This is a genomic window from Vibrio sp. ZOR0018 (genome assembly GCF_963865925.1).
Taxonomy (GTDB): Bacteria; Pseudomonadota; Gammaproteobacteria; order Enterobacterales; family Vibrionaceae; genus Vibrio; species Vibrio anguillarum.
Window position 1 is genome coordinate 77119 of sequence record NZ_CAWMCN010000099.1, and the last position, 19998, is coordinate 97116.

Below are 19998 nucleotides of genomic sequence, written 5' to 3' on the forward strand. Positions count from 1 at the left end.
CTATCGCTGAACTATTTTCCGCACAGTCCCTGACTTAGATTTATCCACGACCGTGGTGGCATGGGACAATACGCGGTTTACGCAAAACCATTTTGTTGTAAAAATGCTAAGCTAATTTTCGACTCTGGTGTCTCTTCATCTTGCTGGTTTTGCAGCAAACGCTCCATATAACGCGCGAGCACATCCACTTCCAAATTCACTTTACGCCCAACATGAAACGCATCAATGGTCGTTTCGGCAGAAGTGTGAGGCACTATGGTCAGCTTAAAGGCATTCTTTCTTAAATCATTCACAGTGAGGCTGATACCATCTACTGTAATTGAGCCTTTTTCAGCCACGTATTTATTCAATGCCGGTGGGATCGCTACCCAAAACTCTATCGAACGACCAACAGGATTTCGTTCAATGATTTCACCAACACAGTCAACGTGCCCAGAAACAATGTGTCCACCAAAACGAGTGGTCGGCAACATGGCTTTTTCTAGGTTGACCTTGTCACCAACTTGATAGTGAGCAAACCCGGTTTTGTTGAGCGTTTCTAGTGAGAGATCCGCTGTATATTGAGTGCTGTTATAATCTACCACGGTCAAACAGACACCATTTGTGGCAATACTGTCACCAAGTTTGACATCGCTCATATCAAGATGACCGACTTTCACGGTCACGCTGATGTCTTCACCTTTGGGCGTAATCGCGGCAAGTGTACCTACCGCCTCGATAATTCCTGTAAACATGCTATTTATCTTTTATTTTAGGTACGGCAATGATCCGAATATCCGGCCCAACTTGTCGTACATCTTTGATGATTAACTCTAGCGTATCCGCCATGGAAGATAGCCCCAAAGCACCAAATAGCCCCCGACCATCACTACCCATGATTTTAGGCGCTAAGTACAAAATGATCTCATCGACCAATTGGGCTTGGATCAGTGAACGAGCCAGTGTGGCACCAGCTTCTACCCAGAGATGATTCATTTGTGACTGCTCAGCTAAATAAGCTAAGGTATCCGCTAACTCAAATTGTGTCTGGTTGCTATTGAGCAATGACGTATGTTCAGTGCCAAGCACCAATACTTCACCGGAATGTTGATACAGCTTTAGACCATCATGGAGTTGGTTTTGCCTGTCAAGAATGACTCGCACTGGTTGGCGTAACTGATGTTGTGGGTAGTTCACTTGCACTGATGGAGGCAGTTCATCCCAACGCACAGTCAATGAAGCATCATCTTCAATCACTGTTTTGCTGGTCGATAAAATCCCACCCGCTTTGGCGCGAAATTTTTGCACATCTCGCCGCGCGGCCGCTGAAGTGATCCATTGACTCTGACCATTATTGAGTGCCGTTTGTCCATCAAGACTTGCGGCCATTTTCAATTGGACAAAGGGCATCCCACTTGTCATGCGTTTAATAAAACCCGGATTGAGCGCGATGGCATCCGCTTCTAACAAACCGACTTCGACTTCAATCCCAGCGTCACGCAGCATTTGAATACCACGCCCAGCGACTTGAGGATTCGGATCTTGCATTGCGCAAATCACTTTCGCCACTTTGGCGTTAATCAAGCCTTCAGCGCAAGGCGGTGTACGGCCATGATGCGAGCAAGGCTCTAAAGTGACATAAGCGGTAGCGCCTTGCGCTTGCTCGTTTGCCATGCGTAAGGCGTGCACTTCGGCATGCGGCTCACCAGCACGAACATGAAAACCTTCACCAACAATCTGCTCACCTTGAGTGATCACGCAGCCGACATTGGGGTTAGGTTGAGTGGTAAAAACGCCACCTTTGGCAAGCTCAATGGCTCGCGACATCATTTGATAATCAAAAGGAGTAAACATAAGCGATTAATCTTCCAGCTTCGCGATTTCTTCACCAAACTCACGAATATCTTCAAAACTACGATACACGGAGGCAAAGCGGATGTAAGCGACTTTATCGAGTACTTTGAGCTGCTCCATCACCAAGTTACCAATCATTTTACTTGGGACTTCTCGCTCACCAGTAGCTCGCAACTGAGATTTAATCATACTGATTGCAAGCTCAATCGCATCGGCGCTGACGGGGCGTTTTTCTAATGCTCGCTGTATACCACCGACCATTTTATCTTCGTTAAACGGTTCACGATTTCCATTTGATTTGATGACTCTTGGCATCAAGAGCTCGGCCGATTCAAACGTGGTAAAACGTTCATTACATGCCAAACATTGACGGCGACGGCGCACTTGATGGCCATCAGCGACAAGACGAGAATCAATCACTTTGGTATCGTTCTCTGAACAAAAAGGACAATGCATATCACCTCCATAGCAATGAGCATCAGTGTACCGGAATTAGTACGCAAGTTGAACGCAAAAGGGGCATCAGCCCCTTTTCAATCTCTATTTTGTTAACAACCACACTTTGCGTTATCCATAACGAAAAGAACTCAACGACGTGATAAGTAATTGGCTTTGCCAACCCACTTGTAACTGGTCAACTCTTCTAAGCCCATCGGCCCGCGAGCGTGCAATTTTTGGGTCGAAACGGCCACTTCAGCACCTAAACCAAATTGAGCCCCATCGGTAAAACGCGTCGAAGCATTGACATACACTGCAGCAGAGCCCGCGGAATTAATAAACAGCTCTGCATTAAATAGGTCATTTGTCATGATCGCATCCGAATGGCTTGCATTGTGTTCACGCATATGTTCAATCGCTTGCTGCACGTCATCGACCACTTTGACGCCCAAAGTGTAACTTAGCCATTCGGTGTCAAAATCGCCTTCAACGGCCTCTCTCAACTGTTTCGCATGGCTCATGCAGGTTTGGGCTTTTGGCTCTACAACGAAGGTCACTTGATCATTAAGTCGTAGCACCAGTTTTGCCAAAAATTCACTGGCAATCGCTTGATGAACCAGCAAAGTATCCAGTGCGTTGCACGCAGAAGGGCGCTGAATTTTGGCGTTTTCAATTACCTCGACTGATTTGTCCAGATCCGCCGATTGGTCAACAAAAATATGGCTAATGCCAAAACCACCAATAATCACTGGAATGGTGCTGTTTTCTTTGCACATTTTATGTAGGCTAGCGCCGCCGCGCGGAATGATCATATCAACATATTCATCCAGCTTGAGCAGCTGTGAAACCAGTTCGCGATCCGGTTTTTCAATATACTGCACCGCAGCCGCTGGTAGTTGTGCTTTTTCTAGCGCCGATTGAATAACGTTGACTAGCGCCATATTGGAGAAAAAGGTCTCTTTCCCTCCCCGTAAAATACTGGCGTTACCCGTTTTTAAACACAATGCTGCAATATCAATGGTTACATTCGGACGCGCTTCATAAATAACGCCCACCACACCTAACGGTACTCGGCGGCGAGACAATGACAATCCGTTTTCAAGCACTCGGCTATCGATTTCACTACCGACAGGGTCATTGAGATTAATCACATTACGCACGTCATTAGCAATGGCTTGCAGGCGTGATTCATTGAGCAATAGGCGATCAAGCATGGCATCGTTCAACCCGGCTTGGCGGGCCAGTTCGATATCTTGAGCATTCGCTTTTAAAATCGCGACGCTCTGCGCCTCCAGTTCATCGGCAATGATCGCTAATGCATTGTTTTTTTGTGTCGTTGAAACGGTAGCGAGCTGGAAAGCGGCCTGTTTGGCGGCTTTACCCATTATGGTTAAATCCACTTTCTTTTCCTTACTATTCTTGGATCACAACAAGATCATCGCGATGAATGACTTCTGAGCCATAATCGTAACCTAAAATGCCTCCGATATCTTTGCTGTGTTTGCCCGCGATTTTGGCTAAGTCTTGGCTGGAATAAGCGGCGATGCCACGGGCAATTAATACGCCTTGTTTATCGGTTACTCGCGCCACTTCACCACGTGCAAAAGTACCACTGACATTCACTACCCCTTTCGCTAATAAGCTACTGCCATTCGCGACTACAGCGTTGACGGCTCCGCCATCAATGACAATGTCACCAGAAGCGGCAGGACCCGCTAAAATCCAGCGTTTGCGGTTTTCTAACGCTTCGGTACATGGCAAGAAACGGGTGCCTTGTGGCGCATCACTTAAAGAGTCAAAAATAACGTTGCTGGCACGCCCTGCGGCGATAATGACTTCAATCCCTGCACGACGAGCAATATCAGCGGCCTGAAGCTTAGTTGCCATACCTCCGGTGCCAAGCGTGGTACCACTACCCCCAGCGATTTTACGCAAGGTATCATCAATGGTTTTGACTTCTTTAATCAGTTCAGCGTTAGGATCTTTACGCGGGTCTGCGGTGAAGAGCCCTTTTTGATCAGTGAGCAGCAATAGTTTATCGGCACCACATAAGATACCGACCAAGGCTGACAAATTGTCGTTGTCGCCCACTTTGATTTCACTGGTTGCCACTGCATCGTTTTCGTTGACCACAGGAATAATATCGTGCTCGACCAAAGCATTAATGGTATCTCGCGCATTCAAAAAACGCTCACGATCTTCTAGATCGGCACGAGTCAGTAGCATTTGACCTATTTTAATCCCATAGATGGCAAAAAGAGATTCCCATGCTTGAATCAGTTGACTCTGCCCAACCGCAGCAAGCAACTGTTTGCTAGCCATTGCGTTGGGGAGTGCGGGGTAACCTAAGTGTTCTCGACCAGCGGCAATTGCGCCCGACGATACAATCACCACTGAGTGGCCTTGCTTTTTCAGTTCAGCACATTGACGGACAAGCTCAACCATATGAGCTCTATCTAACGCCAAAGTACCACCGGTTAATACACTGGTTCCTAGCTTCACAACGATTGTTTGAAGTTGCACCGCTTTTCCGCTTTGTTGATTCGTTGTCATGATTTCTTCTGAAATGGAAAACACATAAGAGCTGATGTTTTAGCAATCAAAGCAATAATTCACAAGTAGAAAAGGTGCTAAAAAGCACCTTTTTCATCACGAGGATAAGGGGATAACGAAAATCAGACGAATTCAGCGGAATCTTGTGCAATCTCAACACTCAATTCAAAGCGCTCATAGAGACTCGCTACCAGTTTGGCATGAAACTCTTCTTGGGTACGTTTGACTTCAGAAAATACGGATTTAGGAATCGCGTCGGCATCCCACGTGCCAGCTAAGTTGTAACGTCCTGTATGATACTTAGCCTCAAACCCTGATTCTTTCTTAGTAAGTTCCAGCCACCAGCCCCAAAACTCTCGTTTTTCTGGGGATTTTTTGTCATTAACGCAAGACGCAAGGCAATCAAATAAGTAGTGATCCTCACGACATTGGCCTTCTCGTAAATAAGGTCCAATAGCTTTTAAAGCAGACAATAAGCGATAATGAGTCGGGGTGTGGGTCATTTCTGACATATTGACTCTCCATTTCAATGTTAAGAACGATCATTATTTTTATTAATCATATGCTTGTTACCGCATACCAATATCATGCTTAACTAATTTAGTAGAAAAGTCACCTAAATAGCTCATCTTCTAACCACTTTATCGCTAAATCGAGGGATTGCTCATATCCTTGTGTAATTGTTTTGCTTTTTATCTGTTTCGCTTTGCCATATTCACTAAAAATTGCAACTAATTGATTATCTGAATAGGGTGAAATGGGATCACCTTCTAATCCTAAAGCCAAAATCGGAACTTTAGTTCGCCTACTGGTTAAAAAACCTTGCACTTTCAGTGACCACGCTCGCATCAACCCAGCAAGGCTATTAATATCCACCACGTCTTTACCTAAACGAGACGCCAGCACATCAATATACATTTTGGGCATTTTTTTCAATTTTTCTGGCGAAGCTAAAATATCGTGGATAGGTGCCCCTAATGAAACACAAGCCTTGATTTTATCTTGCTCTAGAAAAGAGAGCCTGATCATAGAGTTACCACCAAATCGAAATCCAACAAGCCCCACTTTTCGATGATCAACCCAAGGCAAGCTTTCCAGTTCATTGAGTACGGCTTGATGCAGACATGAAGAATCTTCAGTTAAAGGCCAATGGGAGCTATGACCTATAGAGGGCATATCAATGGTTAACATCGCAATATCTCTAGGCGCGAGATAATCTCTAAACAAACGCCACATATCCGTCTGCAAACTGTCTAAACCGGCGCTAACCAAAACGACCGGATGAGGCCTATCGGTATTGGGCAAATGCAAATTAGCGACTATTTTTTTGTTCTTATAGGGTACTTCAACTTGCTTAATCACATAACGAGTCAATTTGGCCGCTTCGTTATAAGCGCTGTTTGACAGTATCTGCGCCTGCAAGGATAAATTATCATTTTTTAGATGCGGATAACCAGCAATGCTAAAGCAGAGCGACGCGGAAAAAAGTTCATTGGCTGCCTCTTCGTCTTGCTTGTCATTAGCGCGCTTTTGGTGACGCATCCCCAGCTTAGTCCACTCGTATGCCCAGTTACCACTGTGATAGCCCATAACCGTATCTAACCAATCCGCTTCGGTTCGCGAATGTTTCGAAGAGGCAATGCGGGCGAGAACTTCTTCTTGCTCTACAGGATCAACACCTTGCCATATCCACTGTAAACGCCTGAGATTTCGATACCAAACGTACCCTTCTTGTTGTTTTTTAAGATCCAAAATTTCTTGGCTACTTGGCATATAGCGAATTAATGCCGAGGTTTCTTGAGCTTGCTTGTGTTTCTGGAACAAGGTTTCAGAAAGATTTTGGCTGTTAGATTCAGACATAAGTCGATTCAATTGAGAGCGGTGCTCTAATAGTAATAAAAAAAATGGCCCGATAAAGGGCCATTTTCAAATAAACGCAAGAAAAGCATTACTTTTGTTTACGGTTAATCGGTTCTGCGTATTGAATCGTCATATCCCATGGCTGCTCAATCCACGTATCTTGAGCAATATCCACAACATAATCATCTAACAAGCTTACGCCAGAAGGCTTCGCACACACCGCAATCAATTTCGCTTTAGGATACATTTCACGTAGCTTACGTGCGGTATCACCACTATCGACCAAATCTTCAACAATTAAGAAACCTTCGCCGTCACCTTCAGGTGCTTTGATCACTGTCATGTCACGCTGGTGATCATGATCGTAACTTGAAATGCAAATCGTATCGACATGGCGAATACCTAATTCTCGCGCCAATATGGCACCAGGAACCAGACCACCACGGCTCACTGCCCAAATACCTTTCCATTGCTCTGCAGGCATCTGTTTTTCTGCCAATTGACGACAGTAAGTCTGCATGTTGTCCCAAGTGATAACGAATTTATTGCTCATTGTTGTAAACCTAATTATTTAAATAATCTGTGTCGTTCATTACATTGCAGAGGCGATATACTTAAAGATGAAGATGGCTGACATCACCCACACACTCATCGATACACTGCGCCCTTTGCCACTAAATAGTTTGATAGCCGCATAAGCAATGAAACCAAGAGAAATACCTTCTGCGATAGAGAATGTCAGCGGCATTAATAAACAGGTAACGACGACAGGAGCCGCTTCTGTTAAATCGCGCCAATCAATACTGACCAAACCAGAAAGCATCAAAATTGCCACGTAAAATAATGCACCAGACGTAGCGTACGCAGGGATCATTCCAGCTAATGGCGAGAAGAATAATGCAAGTAAGAACAAAATGCCAACAACGACTGCAGTCAGCCCTGTGCGCCCGCCAGCAGCAACACCCGCCACACTTTCAATGTAAGAGGTTGTGTTTGATGTACCTAGCAGGGCACCGACTGACGTAGCGGTAGAATCGGCAAGCAATGCTTTATTTAGACGTGGAATTTTACCATCTTTACCAATCAAATCTGCTTTTTGCGCCACGCCAACTAAGGTGCCAGCCGTGTCAAATAGATCGACAAACAGAAACGCAAACACCACTGAGATCATACCCACTTCAAAAATGGCGGAGAAATCAAGCTGCAAAAAAGTTGGCGCAATACTTGGTGGTGCCGACATAATGCCATGCCACTGAACGTCACCAAACACTAAACCAAGGCCAGTAACCGCAAGAATCGCGATCATTACGGCACCCTTTAAACCACGATGAACCAAAGCAATCGTCAGGAAGAAACCTATCGCACCGAGCACAGCAGGAAGAGAAGTAATTGCGCCGACAGAAACCAAAGTTGCAGGGTTATCAACCACAATACCTGCATTTTTTAGGGCAATAAAGGCAAGAAAAAGTCCAATACCGGCCGAGATCCCCGTTCGTAATGACATCGGGATCGAACCGATGATCCACTCACGGATTTTAAAGATACTAAGAAAAATGAACAGCACACCAGAAACGAATACCGCCGCCAGCGCAACTTGCCATGTATATCCCATGCCGAGCACAACGGCGTAAGTAAAAAATGCGTTTAACCCCATACCCGGAGCCTGCGCAATTGGGTAGTTGGCGACAAAGCCCATGATGAAACAGCCAATAGCCGCCGCAAGACACGTAGCAACAAATACTGCACCACGGTCCATGCCGGCATCCGCTAAGATCGCAGGGTTAACAAAGATAATGTATGCCATCGTGAGAAATGTCGTTATTCCTGCGATAACCTCAGTGCGCACGTTTGTGCCATATTCACTAAGTTTAAATAGCCTTTCGAGCATGATCGAGTCCTATAAGGGTAAAAAGTAAACGGTTGCGTAATCGATTGGCTGTGGATTATAGAGAGATCAGATCACAAATTCCAGATAGAATTAAGGCTGTAATATGCTTTTATTAATGGCTTATGAACCTAGTCGCGCTTCATTTCTTCAAAAAGAAAAAGCGGATTTCCATATCGTGTTGCCGTTGAGCCGTAGCCGTAAAGGAAGTGCTGAACATTGAGATAAAAAAACGCCACCTCATCTGAGGTGGCGGCGAATCATTTTAGCCAAACTGACTACAAAAAAATTCCAATATCTAGGGGGTGAACATACAGTTCAAATAACATGCTTAAAGTCTTAATAACCAAAGCTTGTTGGGTAAGCAAAGTTGCCAGTGTAAACAGACTTGTTTGTCCAGAACATTGCTGATGGTAAACCTTTCATAACTATCACCTTATAAAATCAATTGAACATAAATTTGATTTCTCGGTTCCATGGAGGCGATAAACGGACTCATCCTTTGAGCATTTTTTCTTCGCTTTCGAAGTTGGTTACAAATATACCACCAAGAAATTAAATTACAATATTTAGCGTGATAAAAATCACATAATTTTATTTTAATGATCTGCATCAACAGATTTAGGTAATTAAATTACACAAATATCAGCAAAAAATGATTATTAGGCGGTAAGGGGAAGAATCTCATCGCCGATTGTGTCATCTCTTCTATACGCTACAGTCGATTTAATGTGACACCAATAAAACAATTCTCAAGCGGTGAGGCTACTCGCTGATTGTCGAGAGTGGTATGCTGTCCACCACTACAAGTCATGCTCAGATCTAGTCGATATCGCTACCAAAGAAACATTTCGCCTGTTCATGATCTGGCAAGCTCGAATAAAAGGAGTATTCCGTGTCTGAGTTCTATTCTGAAATCAGTAAATTGTCATCGGCACCCGTATGGCAATTTTTCGATAAAATCTGTTCCATTCCTCACCCGTCTAAGCATGAAGAAGCCTTAGCCCAACACATCATCCAGTGGGCGACAGAGCAGGGTTTAGCGGTACGCCGAGATCCAACCGGCAACGTTTTCATAAAAAAACCAGCGACAGCTGGCATGGAACATAAGAAAGGTGTGGTTCTACAAGCTCATATTGATATGGTGCCGCAAAAAAACGAAGACACGCAGCACGACTTTGCTAAGGATCCTATCCAACCGTATATCGATGGCGAATGGGTAACAGCCAAAGGAACCACTTTAGGTGCCGATAACGGTATGGGTATGGCAGCATGTTTGGCTGTTCTCGCGTCAAAAGAGCTCAAGCACGGTCCTATTGAGGTGTTGCTGACGATTGATGAAGAAGCGGGTATGACAGGTGCTTTCGGCCTTGAAGCGGGTTGGTTAGAAGGAGAGATCCTGCTCAATACTGATTCAGAACAAGAGGGCGAAGTATATATGGGCTGTGCTGGTGGTATTGATGGCGCAATGACTTTTAATATCCAACGACAAGCCATGCCTGCTGGTTACGTAACACATCAATTGATTTTGAAAGGGTTAAAAGGAGGTCACTCTGGGTGTGACGTCCATACTGGCCGTGGGAATGCTAACAAGCTACTGGCTCGCTTTCTTGCTAGTCACGCACAAGAACTTGATTTACGTTTGATCGAGTTTCGCGGTGGTAGCCTACGTAACGCCATTCCTCGAGAAGCGTTTGTCACCGTGGCCATTCCTGCCGAAAATGGGGTAAAACTGGATGAGCTATTTAGCACCTATACCCAGCTAGTGAAAGAAGAGCTTGGACGCGTCGAAACGGGAATTGTCACTTTCAACAACCCGCAAGACAATGCGGAAAATGTCTTCGCTCTTGTTGATCAACAACGTTTTATTGCCGCATTAAATGCGTGTCCAAACGGTGTGATCCGGATGAGCGATGAAATTGAAGGCGTGGTTGAAACCTCATTGAACGTCGGTGTGATTACCACACAAGAAAACTCTGTGACTGTGTTATGCCTTATTCGTTCTCTGATTGATTCAGGTCGCCAACAGGTTGAAAGCATGCTCAAATCCGTTGCTGAGCTAGCGAATGCGGAAATTGCCTTTACTGGTGCTTATCCGGGCTGGAAACCAGATGCCGATTCAGAGATCATGGCTATTTTCAGAGACATGTACCAAGGTATTTACGGTCATAAACCGAATATCATGGTGATCCATGCTGGTCTAGAATGTGGTCTTTTCAAAAAACCGTACCCAGAAATGGATATGGTTTCGTTTGGCCCAACCATTAAATTCCCTCACTCACCGGATGAGAAAGTGAAGATCGACACAGTCGACCTTTTCTGGGAGCAAATGGTTGCCCTACTAGAGCATATTCCAGCGAAAGTTTAACCCACTCTGATGTCGAATTCTTCAACCAGCGTGTAATAGCAAGTTGATGAATATCTTGCTTTGACAGCGGAATTCGGCATCAATCCTTACCTCTTTTTCTATCAATTAATTTTATCGATAAGGCAAATTAATTTCATTAGCGCACATTTTTTGTGACTGCTAGAGTTCGCCCCCTTGAAGTTCCTAGAGTTATTCAGCACACTCTCTTCAAGCGATAACACCATTTAAAAGTTGTATCGGGGATGCGGCTACTCCTTAGCGGCGTCTTACATTCTCCAAAAATATTGAAACTGCGATGAAAGAAGAAATGATTGTCGGATGGCGAGAAACTCTCAGCCTTCCAGGGTTAGGTATTGAGCAAATTAATGCCAAAGTCGATACCGGAGCCCGCACGTCGTGCTTACACGCATTTAAGGTAGAGAGCTTCATCAAGGAAGAGACTCTTTGGGTTCGCTTTTGGATCCACCCTGTGCAGCGCAATAATGACAAGGTCACAGTGTGCGAAGCTAAAGTCATTGATGAACGAATCGTCCGTGATTCCGGTGGCCATGAAGAGTCACGTTACGTTATTCAATCAGACGTCAGTTTGGGCGGCCAAACTTGGCCCATTGAAATAACGTTAACCAATCGCGAAAATATGGGTTTTCGTATGCTATTAGGTCGCACCGCAATGCACCGTCGAATTTTAGTTAATCCAACTAAATCGTTTTTAATCGCTTTCGAGGAGAGCAAATAATGAAAATTGGTATTCTGTCACGTAATGCTTCGTTGTATTCAACCAAGCGTCTGATTGAAGCGTGTAAAAGCCGTGGCCACCAAGTCAAAGTGATTGATGGGCTGCGTTGCTATATGAATATCAATTCTGAAAAACCCGAAATTCACTTTAAAGGTGAAGAGTTAGCGGGTTTTGATGCAGTCATTCCTCGTATTGGTGCATCCGTTACGTTTTACGGTACTGCGGTATTACGCCAATTTGAAATGATGGGGGTTTATCCCGTCAATGAATCTGTGGCTATTAGCCGTTCCAGAGATAAACTTCGCTCAATGCAGCTATTGTCTCGTCGCGGCATTGGTATGCCAATTACTGGTTTCGCCAGCAAACCCGATGATGTCAAAGACTTACTCGACATGGTCGGAGGAGCACCGGTAGTAATTAAATTACTTGAAGGAACTCAAGGCATCGGTGTAGTGTTAGCGGAAACACGCAAAGCAGCAGAAAGTGTGATCGAAGCGTTCATGGGCTTGAAAGCCAATATCATGGTGCAAGAGTACATCAAAGAGGCTGGTGGCGCCGATATTCGCTGTTTCGTTATTGGCGACAAAGTTATCGCAGCCATGAAACGGCAAGGTGCCGATGGTGAGTTTCGCTCTAACCTACACCGCGGCGGAACGGCCTCTTTGGTAAAAATCACCCCTCTAGAACGTAAGACGGCTATCGATGCGGCGAAGATTATGGGTCTCAATGTTGCGGGTGTGGATCTTTTGCGATCGGAACGTGGCCCATTAGTGATGGAAGTCAATTCATCGCCAGGTCTTGAAGGTATTGAAGCCGCTACTGGTAAAGATATCGCCGGGTTGATTGTCGAATTTATTGAAAAAAATGCGGCAACGAAAGGGACAAAAACACGTGGCAAAGGTTAGGAAAAACACAGCATTTCATTTCCTGGGGGATTCAGTTCCCCCAGGAACGCGCAAGGCAATGGAGCTAGAAGCGGCTAAGCTTTATACACACTCGCCACTCTCTATCCCTATCGAAATCATTAATGGAATATCCACTGGCCCAACCTTAATGGTCAATGCCGCCATCCATGGTGATGAACTGAACGGCGTTGAAATAGTCCGTCAACTGATCAACTCCATCGACCCGCAAAAACTAAAAGGGACACTGATTGTTGTCCCCATCGTCAATGCCTTTGGCTTTATTCATAAATCTCGCTACCTTCCTGATCGACGCGATCTCAATCGCTGTTTCCCTGGAAGTGAAACTGGCTCCCTCGCCTCTCGCATTGCACATACTTTCTTTTCCCAAGTCGCTTTACGTTGTGATTACATCATCGACCTGCATACTGGTGCTATTCATCGCACGAATTTGCCACAAATCCGCGCCGATCTCACTAATCCTGAAACCTTGCGTATTGCCCAAGCATTTGCAACCCCAGTGATCATCGACTCTCCACTGCGTAATGGCTCGCTCAGAAGTGAAGCAGAGAAATCAGGCATCACTGTATTAACTTATGAAGCAGGTGAAGCGCTAAAATTTGAACCTATTGCCATCAATGCGGGTATTGTCGGTGTGAAACGCACCATGCAAGCCATTGGTATGATGCGCAAAAGTCGCAAGGCAGTACCGACATCGATCATCGCAAAATCAACCAGTTGGCTAAGAGCCGAAAGCGATGGCATCTTGCGCACTGTAGTGACGCTTGGCGACAAGGTCGAAAAAGGACAAGTGCTTGCCTATATCAACTCACCGCTTGGTCATGTCGAAGTCGAATTAAGAGCCAATAAGGGTGGTATTGTGATTGGCCAACAAACTCTGCCTCTTGTTAATGAAGGAGATGCCGTATTCCATCTCGCCTACTTCTCGCAAAGCGATGAGATGGTTGAGCAAGTCGTGGGCGATTTTATTGAAGAGGTCGCAGACAGCGATTTAGAACCTCTGACCACGGGACACTTGATGCCACCGTCGATGGTCTAAATAGTCGATAAGTCTAAACAATAGAGACACATAAGTTCAATAATAAAGCCCTTATTCAAAGGGCTTTATTATGTTTAAGCATGAGTGGGATGAAGAAAGTAACTCATTAACCGAACGAAGCCCAAATCACCGTAGCCACTAATACAGGGCAGACAAATTTCACATACCAAGGCCAGATTTTACCAAACCAACCCAATTGGAACTCAGGGAAACCTTGTTCTAACTCTTTGACTTTCGCGTGACGACGCCATACCCAACCGCCAAATAGGCAGAACATCAGCGCTGCTGTCGGCTGCAAATATTGCGTCGCAACCGTTGCCACTAAGCCAAATAGCGCACCAAAATTATAAACAATAACGACACTGACTAGCGCAATTAACGCGCCTAATACCCAGCTTGTTGGTGCGCGTTTCGTATTAAAACGCTCGCTGACTAAGGCTACAGGGCATTCCAGCATAGAGATAGAAGAGGTTAACGCGGCGATCGTCAGTAAAGTGAAAAATACGATAGCAAACACCTGCCCCATCCAACCAAGGCTATCAAACATCAATGGCAACACGGTAAAAACGAGCGTATCTGAATTTAGTAAAGAACCGTCAGCGGCATAGATTTCCACCCCTTTATGCATCGCAACAAACATCGCAGGCAACACAACAAGGCCAGCAATGAAAGCCACGGCGGTATCAACTAAAGTCACATTTAGTGCCATCTTCGGCAGGTTTTCTTGCTTACTCAGATAAGATCCGTAAATCAACATCGAGCAGCCACCAATGGTTAATGAGAAGAAACCTTGCCCCATTGCCGCCAGTAAGAGATGTCTGTCAAACACCTTTGAAAAATCAGGGACTAAATAGTGTTGTAAACCTTCCATCGCTCCAGTTTGCATCATGATGTAAACAAACAGCACACCAAACAGTACAAACAATGCAGGCATTAAACGCGTTGACCATTTTTCAATCCCGTCTTTAACACCACCTTGCACGATTAGAATCGTCAAAATATAAAACACTAAGGTTCCGAATAAGTTACGCTCAACACTAAACCCTTTCAACCAAGCTGTGATTTCCACAAAACCCAATAACTCTGTCATCGCACCGAGTAAAAAGCAGATTAGCCAGCCCCCGACGATGCTGTAAAACGCCAGTACCGCACTCGGAACACTCAAACCAATCCAACCGACAAAGCCACCGACCATTTTACCTAGTGGATGAGGCGTTAATGAGCGCATGCTATCAACAGGGTTTGCTTGCCCAAAACGGCCTATCGCCATTTCAACCACTAACATAGGGAAGGCAACGACCATGATCATCACCAAATAAACCAATAAGAATGCGCCGCCGCCGTTGCTTGCCGCTTGGGTTGGAAAGCCCCAAATATTACCTAGGCCAACTGCCGCACCCGCCGCCGCAAGAATAAAACCAAGACGTGAACCAAAATGTTCACGAGAATCAGACTGTGTCATACCACTCACACAAATATCAATAGACTAGTTAGCTAGTACGGTAATACAGGCAATCAAATAGAGCAATTCCACTGCTTATTTATTAAACAAGCATTGCAAAAATAAACAGAATTTACTGCGTAAAGATTATTGAACAGGCAATGTTAACGGGAGATTAGAGGTGAATTTTTGCACGAGATAACGACCTCTTCCTTGTGCTTTGACTGCATAAAGTGCTCTATCAGCCACATGAAAGAAATCTAGATAGTGATTCAACTGTGGGGTATCAATTTCAACCCCTCCAACACTAATTGAAAGCGTCTTCTTAGCCGGGGAAAATTGGTGGGTAATGCGCAGTGATTCAACCGATTCGATCAGTCGTTTAGCATAAGCTTGACCATCAATTTCGATGTCGCTCGCCAAAACTACACAAAACTCTTCTCCACCAAAGCGAGCAACCAGTTTTTCACCGCCAAAATCCAATTTTTTTAAGCTGGTCGCAACAGATTTCAATGCTTCATCACCCTCTAAGTGGCCGTAGTGATCATTGAACAATTTAAAATAGTCAATATCGATCAAAAACAATACGATATATCTAAATTGATAATCAACGATATAGCTTTTAAAGACCTTTTCTAAACGACGGCGGTTCGCAATACGTGTGAGTGGATCGTGCTCTGATTGCCATTTTAGTTCACGCCGACTGGTTTCCAGCTCCCATACTATTTGGTTCATCGTACGAGAAAACTCTTTCATTTCCTTCGATATGAAGGATCGCTCACTAGGCATCTTTCCACCCGATGCTTTAAATTGATCCAGTACTTGATTGGCATCATTGATTGGCTTGACTACTTTATTCGCTACAACTAAGTTCAAGAAAAACATTAGGATAGAGAATGAAGCAAGCCCAGACAGCTCCTGCCATTGAATAAACGGTGGGACTTTAACGGTATGACTTACTTTAATCAACACAGTAAGACGATTGCGATAATCAAGCATTTCAAGGTAAGAGATATTATCTTCATTTGGCGCGGCAACGGTTTGATCATTAAGACTTTTGATCAGCATCACTTCCACATTCACCCCAGTTGCAATCACAAGCTCATTGATAAACTGTCCACTGATCCTTTTTAAAAAAAGTAAATAACCTTTGTCGCATTCCTTTGCGTCACTATTACAAACCCGAGATGTTGCAACGATAAAAGGTTTGTCGTCTATCACGATAAAACTGAGATTCGGTTTGATGAAATCTTTTGGTGCTTTCATCGCGTCCGCTAAAATATCACCAAAATTATATCGAATCGCATCATAACTGGCTTCATGGCCAGTCTCATAGTCGTAGCGCTGGCCCCAAACTAATTGCACATCTGGATTAAAAATAAAAATACCGTCTAATGACTTGGATTCAAAGGTGTGAGTACCAATACTGTCGCGAATAAAATCATCATTAGGCTTAGCAATAAAATCGGCCATTTCATTCCATGCGGCATAATCAGCCAATGATGCCCCCATGTCCGTTTTTTGCATATTAAGAACAGTTCGAACTCGGTTAACCTCACCTCGTTGCAAGGAAAGAGCATCTTCAACGGCGCGATCATAAGACCACATAAACTTAAATAGCAGATAACACAAAATAAACAGCACAACGAAGGCTATTGAAACTAATGCTGTTAACCGTCTCAAACTAAAATTATTAAACAACATCCATACCAGTAAATTAACTTAACATCATAGACACAAATAAAGAGCACCGAATGTGCTCTTTAAGTTTAGATGGTAAAGACTTGATAATCTTTTAATACTGGTATTTTTTGGTGCAGTTGTTGTTCCTGCTCAACCATATCATTAAGAGACTCACAAAAATCACGACTCTCTTTTTGAATTGTGGCGGCGTTTTCTTGAATTCGCTCGGCTAACTTAACTTTTAAGTCCGCCATTGTATCGGTCAATTTTGTGATGTTTAAGCCACCCTCTTCTCTCATTTTCAGTGAAAGGGCATCGAAGGCACCGGATATAAACTCTTTGTTAAATAAAGCTTTCGCTTTTTCAAAATCATCGGCCCAAGTTTGCGTCATTGATTCAAAAGTCTGCGCAGGGAGAACCAGCTCACCATCTTTGTAATAACGAGATTCAATATTGGCAAAAAAAGCGGCTATGGATTGCTTGGCGCTATCGAAGGCGTTGGGAGATTCAATACTTTTCGCAACATCATCCAAAATATCATTCGCCAACGCTAAGCCATCACTCGCCATCTGTTTTACTTTAGGCAATGAAGCATTCATGCTTTCTCTATACTGCTCAAGGGCCGTTTTCTGGTCACTGTCGAGCTCCATCTTTTCACCACGGATATAAAGATTGTTCTGTGTATCCATCAAAACAGTGTCGGTGCTCGTTTTGAGAATTTCAACCTTATCACCATCAAGGTGAACTTCATGGTTCACATCAACTCGGCACTGCGCTGCCCACAAAGGGGAGCTCAACAACATTAAAGTGACTAACACTACTTTTTTCATTGTTTTCTCTCATCGATCGTTTTATGACTAACCATATCAGGCGTGGATATTTGATGAGTTAGTATTTCTCGCTAGCAATATAAATGATTTCAACCTAAAAACCGTCAATTTAATGACATAAATGTTAGTTTGTTTCACTAATTTAAAAAAAACTGAGCTGCTTATTGAGCATTTCTGGCTTTAACATCACCTGTAAACCAAGTAAGCGAATTTCTCGCCCATTTTGCCGCAACAAAATATTCTCCAAAAGGGTTCGAAAATCATTGAGCTCTAACTGTGGATGAAGATGCTCAATCGTCGTAAGTTGAAAATCGGCAAACTTGACTTTGATCCCTTGTTTGACAATCGAACCATCAACACTCGCTCTGTCTAACCTCGCTTTTATCTCTGGATAGAGATGATGTTCAATCACCTGCCAGCACTCTTCATAACTTGAGATATTTTGACTAAATGTTCTTTCGACACCTAATGATTTGCGCTCCCTCTCTGTCACGACTTCGCGATTATCAATTCCATGACTTTTCTTCCATAGTGAAGCGCCTAATCTGCCAAAGTTACGAAGTAGCTCTCGATAGTTCGTTAGCTTGATATCTTCACACTTATAAAAACCCGCTTGGTGCAACTTTTCCAGACTAACCTTACCGACACCGGGTATTTTCTCTAGCGGCAATGAATCGACCACCTGCTGTACTTTATCGGGTGGTATTACAAATTGGCCGTTAGGCTTATTCATATCAGAGGCCACTTTAGCCAAAAATTTTACAGGTGCTACACCTGCAGAGGCGGTCAGTTGAAGTTCGTTGTGAATATCATGGCGAATGGCTTGAGCTATCAATGTTGCGCTTCCTTGACATAGCGGTGAATCACTCACATCAAGAAATGCTTCATCTAATGATAACGGCTCAATAATGGAAGTATAACGTTCGAATATCTGTCGGATTTGAATGGAAATAGCTTTGTATACCGACATCCGCCCCGGAACGACCAGCAGATTGGGGCATAATTTTAAAGCTTGAGCGGTCGGCATGGCGGAACGAACGCCAAATTTCCTCGCTTCATAATTGCAAGTACTTAACACACCACGCTGCTTTTCATGACCACCAACGGCTAGAGGGCGATGCCTATATTCGGGGTTATCACGCATTTCTACCGCAGCGGCATCCAACCCTTAGGTGAAAAATGTAAGTTTGACTGACTGAGTGAGTGAAAGCGCTTTTATGACGAAGGTTTAGATGCAAATTTTCACTTACAAAAGCCCCTTACAAAAAAATCTGACAAATTTATGTAAAAAATGGGCATTTCGTCCAAAAATTCACTTACAAAAATCACAAAGGGAGTTGTAATTGATCGGTTGATTTCTTGGGTTCAATACCAACACTTAATCCGACTAAACGTATACTTCGTCCATGACTTCTAGCAACGGCTTCTTCACATAAGTTGATAAAAAACTGCATATCCATTTCATCATGCTTATGTTCAACCGTTGTTTGTTGAAAATCATTGAACTTTAACTTTACACCAAGTTTCGTGATCACTTTATCTGCAAGCGCTTTTTCTAACCTTTGCTCTAATTCGACATACAAAGGCTTTATTGCAAGTATGCATTCATCCAAATTATGAATATCATTTAAATATGTCCGTTCAACCCCTACTGACTTTTTTATCCTTTCGACAACAATATCTCTATCATCAATACCATTGCACCTTTGCCAAAGTGTATGCCCGAATTTGCCAAATTTTGAAATTAAAGTGTTTTTATCGAATTTTTTAACATCCTCCCCTTTATACAAGCCGAGTTTGTTTAATTTCTCTAACGTCACCTTCCCAACACCATTTATTTTCCCTAATTCTAATTCGTCTATAAAAGTTTGGATTTCAGAAGGTGGGACAATACATATACCATTAGGTTTATTCACATCTGAAGCGACTTTAGAAACAAACTTCAATGGGGAAACTCCTGCCGAAGCCGTTAAGTTCAATTCAGTTTGAATAGATTTACGTATGTCTTCTGCAATTAAAGTTGCTGAACCTTGAAACAGCTTAGAACCAGTGACATCTAAATACGCCTCGTCTAAGGATAGTGGCTCTATTACATCAGTATACCGTCTAAATATTTCATGGATTTGCCTAGATACCGCCTTATACTTTTCCATATTTCCAGGCACTACCGTTAAGCTTGGGCAAAGTTGTAACGCTTTTGCTGTAGACATAGCCGAACGCACACCAAAAGCTCTCGCCTCATAGCTACAAGTTGCAATAACGCCGCGACCATTTTTCCCTCCAACAGCTAGAGGAATTCCACGTAAAGAGGGGTTGTCCCTTGCTTCTACAGAGACATAGTAACTGTCGAGGTCAATGTGAATTATTTTTCGCATACTTTAATCGATGTTTTTGAATGGTTTAAGTGCA

General features: G+C 43.8%; 18 protein-coding genes. 4 read left to right on the forward strand and 14 right to left on the reverse strand.

The genetic code is table 11. The annotated features are described in order from the left end of the window. Positions 1–77 precede the first annotated feature (77 nt). The 9 genes from AACR75_RS06830 to AACR75_RS06870 all read right to left on the reverse strand — a co-directional run bounded on the left by AACR75_RS06830 (position 78) and on the right by AACR75_RS06870 (position 8572). Complete coding sequence (locus AACR75_RS06830) at positions 78–734, reverse strand: riboflavin synthase (RefSeq protein ID WP_047689292.1); 657 nt, start codon at positions 732–734, stop codon at positions 78–80. Between the two features lies 1 nt (position 735). Then, positions 736–1833 (reverse strand): bifunctional diaminohydroxyphosphoribosylaminopyrimidine deaminase/5-amino-6-(5-phosphoribosylamino)uracil reductase RibD, encoded by a 1098-nt coding sequence (gene ribD / locus AACR75_RS06835; protein WP_017047324.1) that lies wholly within the window; start codon positions 1831–1833, stop codon positions 736–738. A 6-nt stretch (positions 1834–1839) separates the two neighbouring features. Then, positions 1840–2289 (reverse strand): transcriptional regulator NrdR, encoded by a 450-nt coding sequence (gene nrdR, locus AACR75_RS06840; RefSeq protein WP_010320136.1) that lies wholly within the window; start codon positions 2287–2289, stop codon positions 1840–1842. A gap of 131 nt (positions 2290–2420) precedes the next feature. Continuing rightward, positions 2421–3671, reverse strand: coding sequence for a glutamate-5-semialdehyde dehydrogenase (locus AACR75_RS06845; protein WP_047689294.1), 1251 nt, complete (start codon positions 3669–3671; stop codon positions 2421–2423). A gap of 13 nt (positions 3672–3684) precedes the next feature. After that, on the reverse strand, positions 3685–4824 hold the full coding sequence (gene proB / locus AACR75_RS06850; protein ID WP_038148735.1) for a glutamate 5-kinase: 1140 nt from the start codon (positions 4822–4824) through the stop codon (positions 3685–3687). 122 nt (positions 4825–4946) lie between these two features. Beyond that, positions 4947–5336, reverse strand: coding sequence for a sigma factor-binding protein Crl (gene crl, locus AACR75_RS06855; protein ID WP_026028531.1), 390 nt, complete (start codon positions 5334–5336; stop codon positions 4947–4949). Positions 5337–5436: 100 nt separating this feature from the next. Then, positions 5437–6684 carry an esterase FrsA gene (gene frsA, locus AACR75_RS06860; protein WP_047689297.1) on the reverse strand — a complete coding sequence of 416 codons (1248 nt, stop codon included), beginning with the start codon at positions 6682–6684 and terminating at the stop codon, positions 5437–5439. 88 nt (positions 6685–6772) lie between these two features. After that, positions 6773–7237, reverse strand: a complete 465-nt coding sequence (gene tet(34) / locus AACR75_RS06865) for an oxytetracycline resistance phosphoribosyltransferase domain-containing protein Tet(34) (protein WP_010320141.1) — start codon at positions 7235–7237, stop codon at positions 6773–6775. A 39-nt stretch (positions 7238–7276) separates the two neighbouring features. After that, positions 7277–8572, reverse strand: coding sequence for an NCS2 family permease (locus AACR75_RS06870; protein ID WP_019282317.1), 1296 nt, complete (start codon positions 8570–8572; stop codon positions 7277–7279). Between the two features lie 892 nt (positions 8573–9464). Between AACR75_RS06870 and AACR75_RS06875 the strand changes: the two genes are divergently transcribed. The 4 genes from AACR75_RS06875 to AACR75_RS06890 all read left to right on the forward strand — a co-directional run bounded on the left by AACR75_RS06875 (position 9465) and on the right by AACR75_RS06890 (position 13635). Beyond that, positions 9465–10937, forward strand: coding sequence for an aminoacyl-histidine dipeptidase (locus tag AACR75_RS06875; protein WP_013856186.1), 1473 nt, complete (start codon positions 9465–9467; stop codon positions 10935–10937). A gap of 295 nt (positions 10938–11232) precedes the next feature. Beyond that, positions 11233–11673 carry an ATP-dependent zinc protease family protein gene (locus AACR75_RS06880; protein WP_019282319.1) on the forward strand — a complete coding sequence of 147 codons (441 nt, stop codon included), beginning with the start codon at positions 11233–11235 and terminating at the stop codon, positions 11671–11673. Further along, the gene (rimK, locus tag AACR75_RS06885; protein WP_010320145.1) at positions 11673–12578 is read left to right on the forward strand and encodes a 30S ribosomal protein S6--L-glutamate ligase; all 906 of its coding nucleotides are present in this window, start codon (positions 11673–11675) and stop codon (positions 12576–12578) included. The genes AACR75_RS06880 and rimK overlap by 1 nt, the downstream gene beginning before the upstream one ends. Further along, entirely contained in the window at positions 12538–13635 is a 1098-nt protein-coding gene (locus AACR75_RS06890; RefSeq protein ID WP_088718002.1) for a succinylglutamate desuccinylase/aspartoacylase family protein, read from the forward strand. The genes rimK and AACR75_RS06890 overlap by 41 nt, the downstream gene beginning before the upstream one ends. Positions 13636–13741: 106 nt before the next feature. On the opposite strand, the gene AACR75_RS06895 is transcribed toward AACR75_RS06890, so the two are convergent. From AACR75_RS06895 to dinB (AACR75_RS06915), 5 genes are all read right to left on the reverse strand, one after another. Then, positions 13742–15097 carry a sodium-dependent transporter gene (locus AACR75_RS06895; RefSeq protein ID WP_026027641.1) on the reverse strand — a complete coding sequence of 452 codons (1356 nt, stop codon included), beginning with the start codon at positions 15095–15097 and terminating at the stop codon, positions 13742–13744. Between the two features lie 126 nt (positions 15098–15223). Further along, entirely contained in the window at positions 15224–16780 is a 1557-nt protein-coding gene (locus AACR75_RS06900; RefSeq protein WP_052190335.1) for a diguanylate cyclase, read from the reverse strand. A gap of 65 nt (positions 16781–16845) precedes the next feature. Then, positions 16846–17589, reverse strand: a complete 744-nt coding sequence (locus AACR75_RS06905; protein ID WP_047689302.1) for a YggN family protein — start codon at positions 17587–17589, stop codon at positions 16846–16848. Between the two features lie 142 nt (positions 17590–17731). Next, positions 17732–18733: a DNA polymerase IV gene (dinB, locus tag AACR75_RS06910; protein ID WP_052190336.1), complete on the reverse strand. Its 1002-nt coding sequence runs from the start codon at positions 18731–18733 to the stop codon at positions 17732–17734. Positions 18734–18914: 181 nt separating this feature from the next. Beyond that, a complete protein-coding gene (gene dinB, locus AACR75_RS06915; RefSeq protein ID WP_029847454.1) occupies positions 18915–19964 on the reverse strand; it encodes a DNA polymerase IV in 1050 nt (349 codons plus the stop codon). Positions 19965–19998: the final 34 nt, after the last annotated feature.

Excerpts from the sequence above, each read along its gene's own strand:
- AACR75_RS06830 (WP_047689292.1), bottom strand. The coding sequence starts at position 734 with ATGTTTACAGGAATTATCGAGGCGGTAGGTACACTTGCCGCGATTACG.
- ribD (WP_017047324.1), bottom strand. The coding sequence starts at position 1,833 with ATGTTTACTCCTTTTGATTATCAAATGATGTCGCGAGCCATTGAGCTT.
- nrdR (WP_010320136.1), bottom strand. The coding sequence starts at position 2,289 with ATGCATTGTCCTTTTTGTTCAGAGAACGATACCAAAGTGATTGATTCT.
- proB (WP_038148735.1), bottom strand. The coding sequence starts at position 4,824 with ATGACAACGAATCAACAAAGCGGAAAAGCGGTGCAACTTCAAACAATC.
- crl (WP_026028531.1), bottom strand. The coding sequence starts at position 5,336 with ATGTCAGAAATGACCCACACCCCGACTCATTATCGCTTATTGTCTGCT.
- frsA (WP_047689297.1), bottom strand. The coding sequence starts at position 6,684 with ATGTCTGAATCTAACAGCCAAAATCTTTCTGAAACCTTGTTCCAGAAA.
- AACR75_RS06870 (WP_019282317.1), bottom strand. The coding sequence starts at position 8,572 with ATGCTCGAAAGGCTATTTAAACTTAGTGAATATGGCACAAACGTGCGC.
- AACR75_RS06880 (WP_019282319.1), top strand. The coding sequence starts at position 11,233 with ATGAAAGAAGAAATGATTGTCGGATGGCGAGAAACTCTCAGCCTTCCA.
- rimK (WP_010320145.1), top strand. The coding sequence starts at position 11,673 with ATGAAAATTGGTATTCTGTCACGTAATGCTTCGTTGTATTCAACCAAG.
- AACR75_RS06890 (WP_088718002.1), top strand. The coding sequence starts at position 12,538 with ATGCGGCAACGAAAGGGACAAAAACACGTGGCAAAGGTTAGGAAAAAC.
- AACR75_RS06895 (WP_026027641.1), bottom strand. The coding sequence starts at position 15,097 with ATGACACAGTCTGATTCTCGTGAACATTTTGGTTCACGTCTTGGTTTT.
- AACR75_RS06900 (WP_052190335.1), bottom strand. The coding sequence starts at position 16,780 with ATGTTGTTTAATAATTTTAGTTTGAGACGGTTAACAGCATTAGTTTCA.
- AACR75_RS06905 (WP_047689302.1), bottom strand. The coding sequence starts at position 17,589 with ATGAAAAAAGTAGTGTTAGTCACTTTAATGTTGTTGAGCTCCCCTTTG.
- dinB (WP_052190336.1), bottom strand. The coding sequence starts at position 18,733 with ATGCGTGATAACCCCGAATATAGGCATCGCCCTCTAGCCGTTGGTGGT.
- dinB (WP_029847454.1), bottom strand. The coding sequence starts at position 19,964 with ATGCGAAAAATAATTCACATTGACCTCGACAGTTACTATGTCTCTGTA.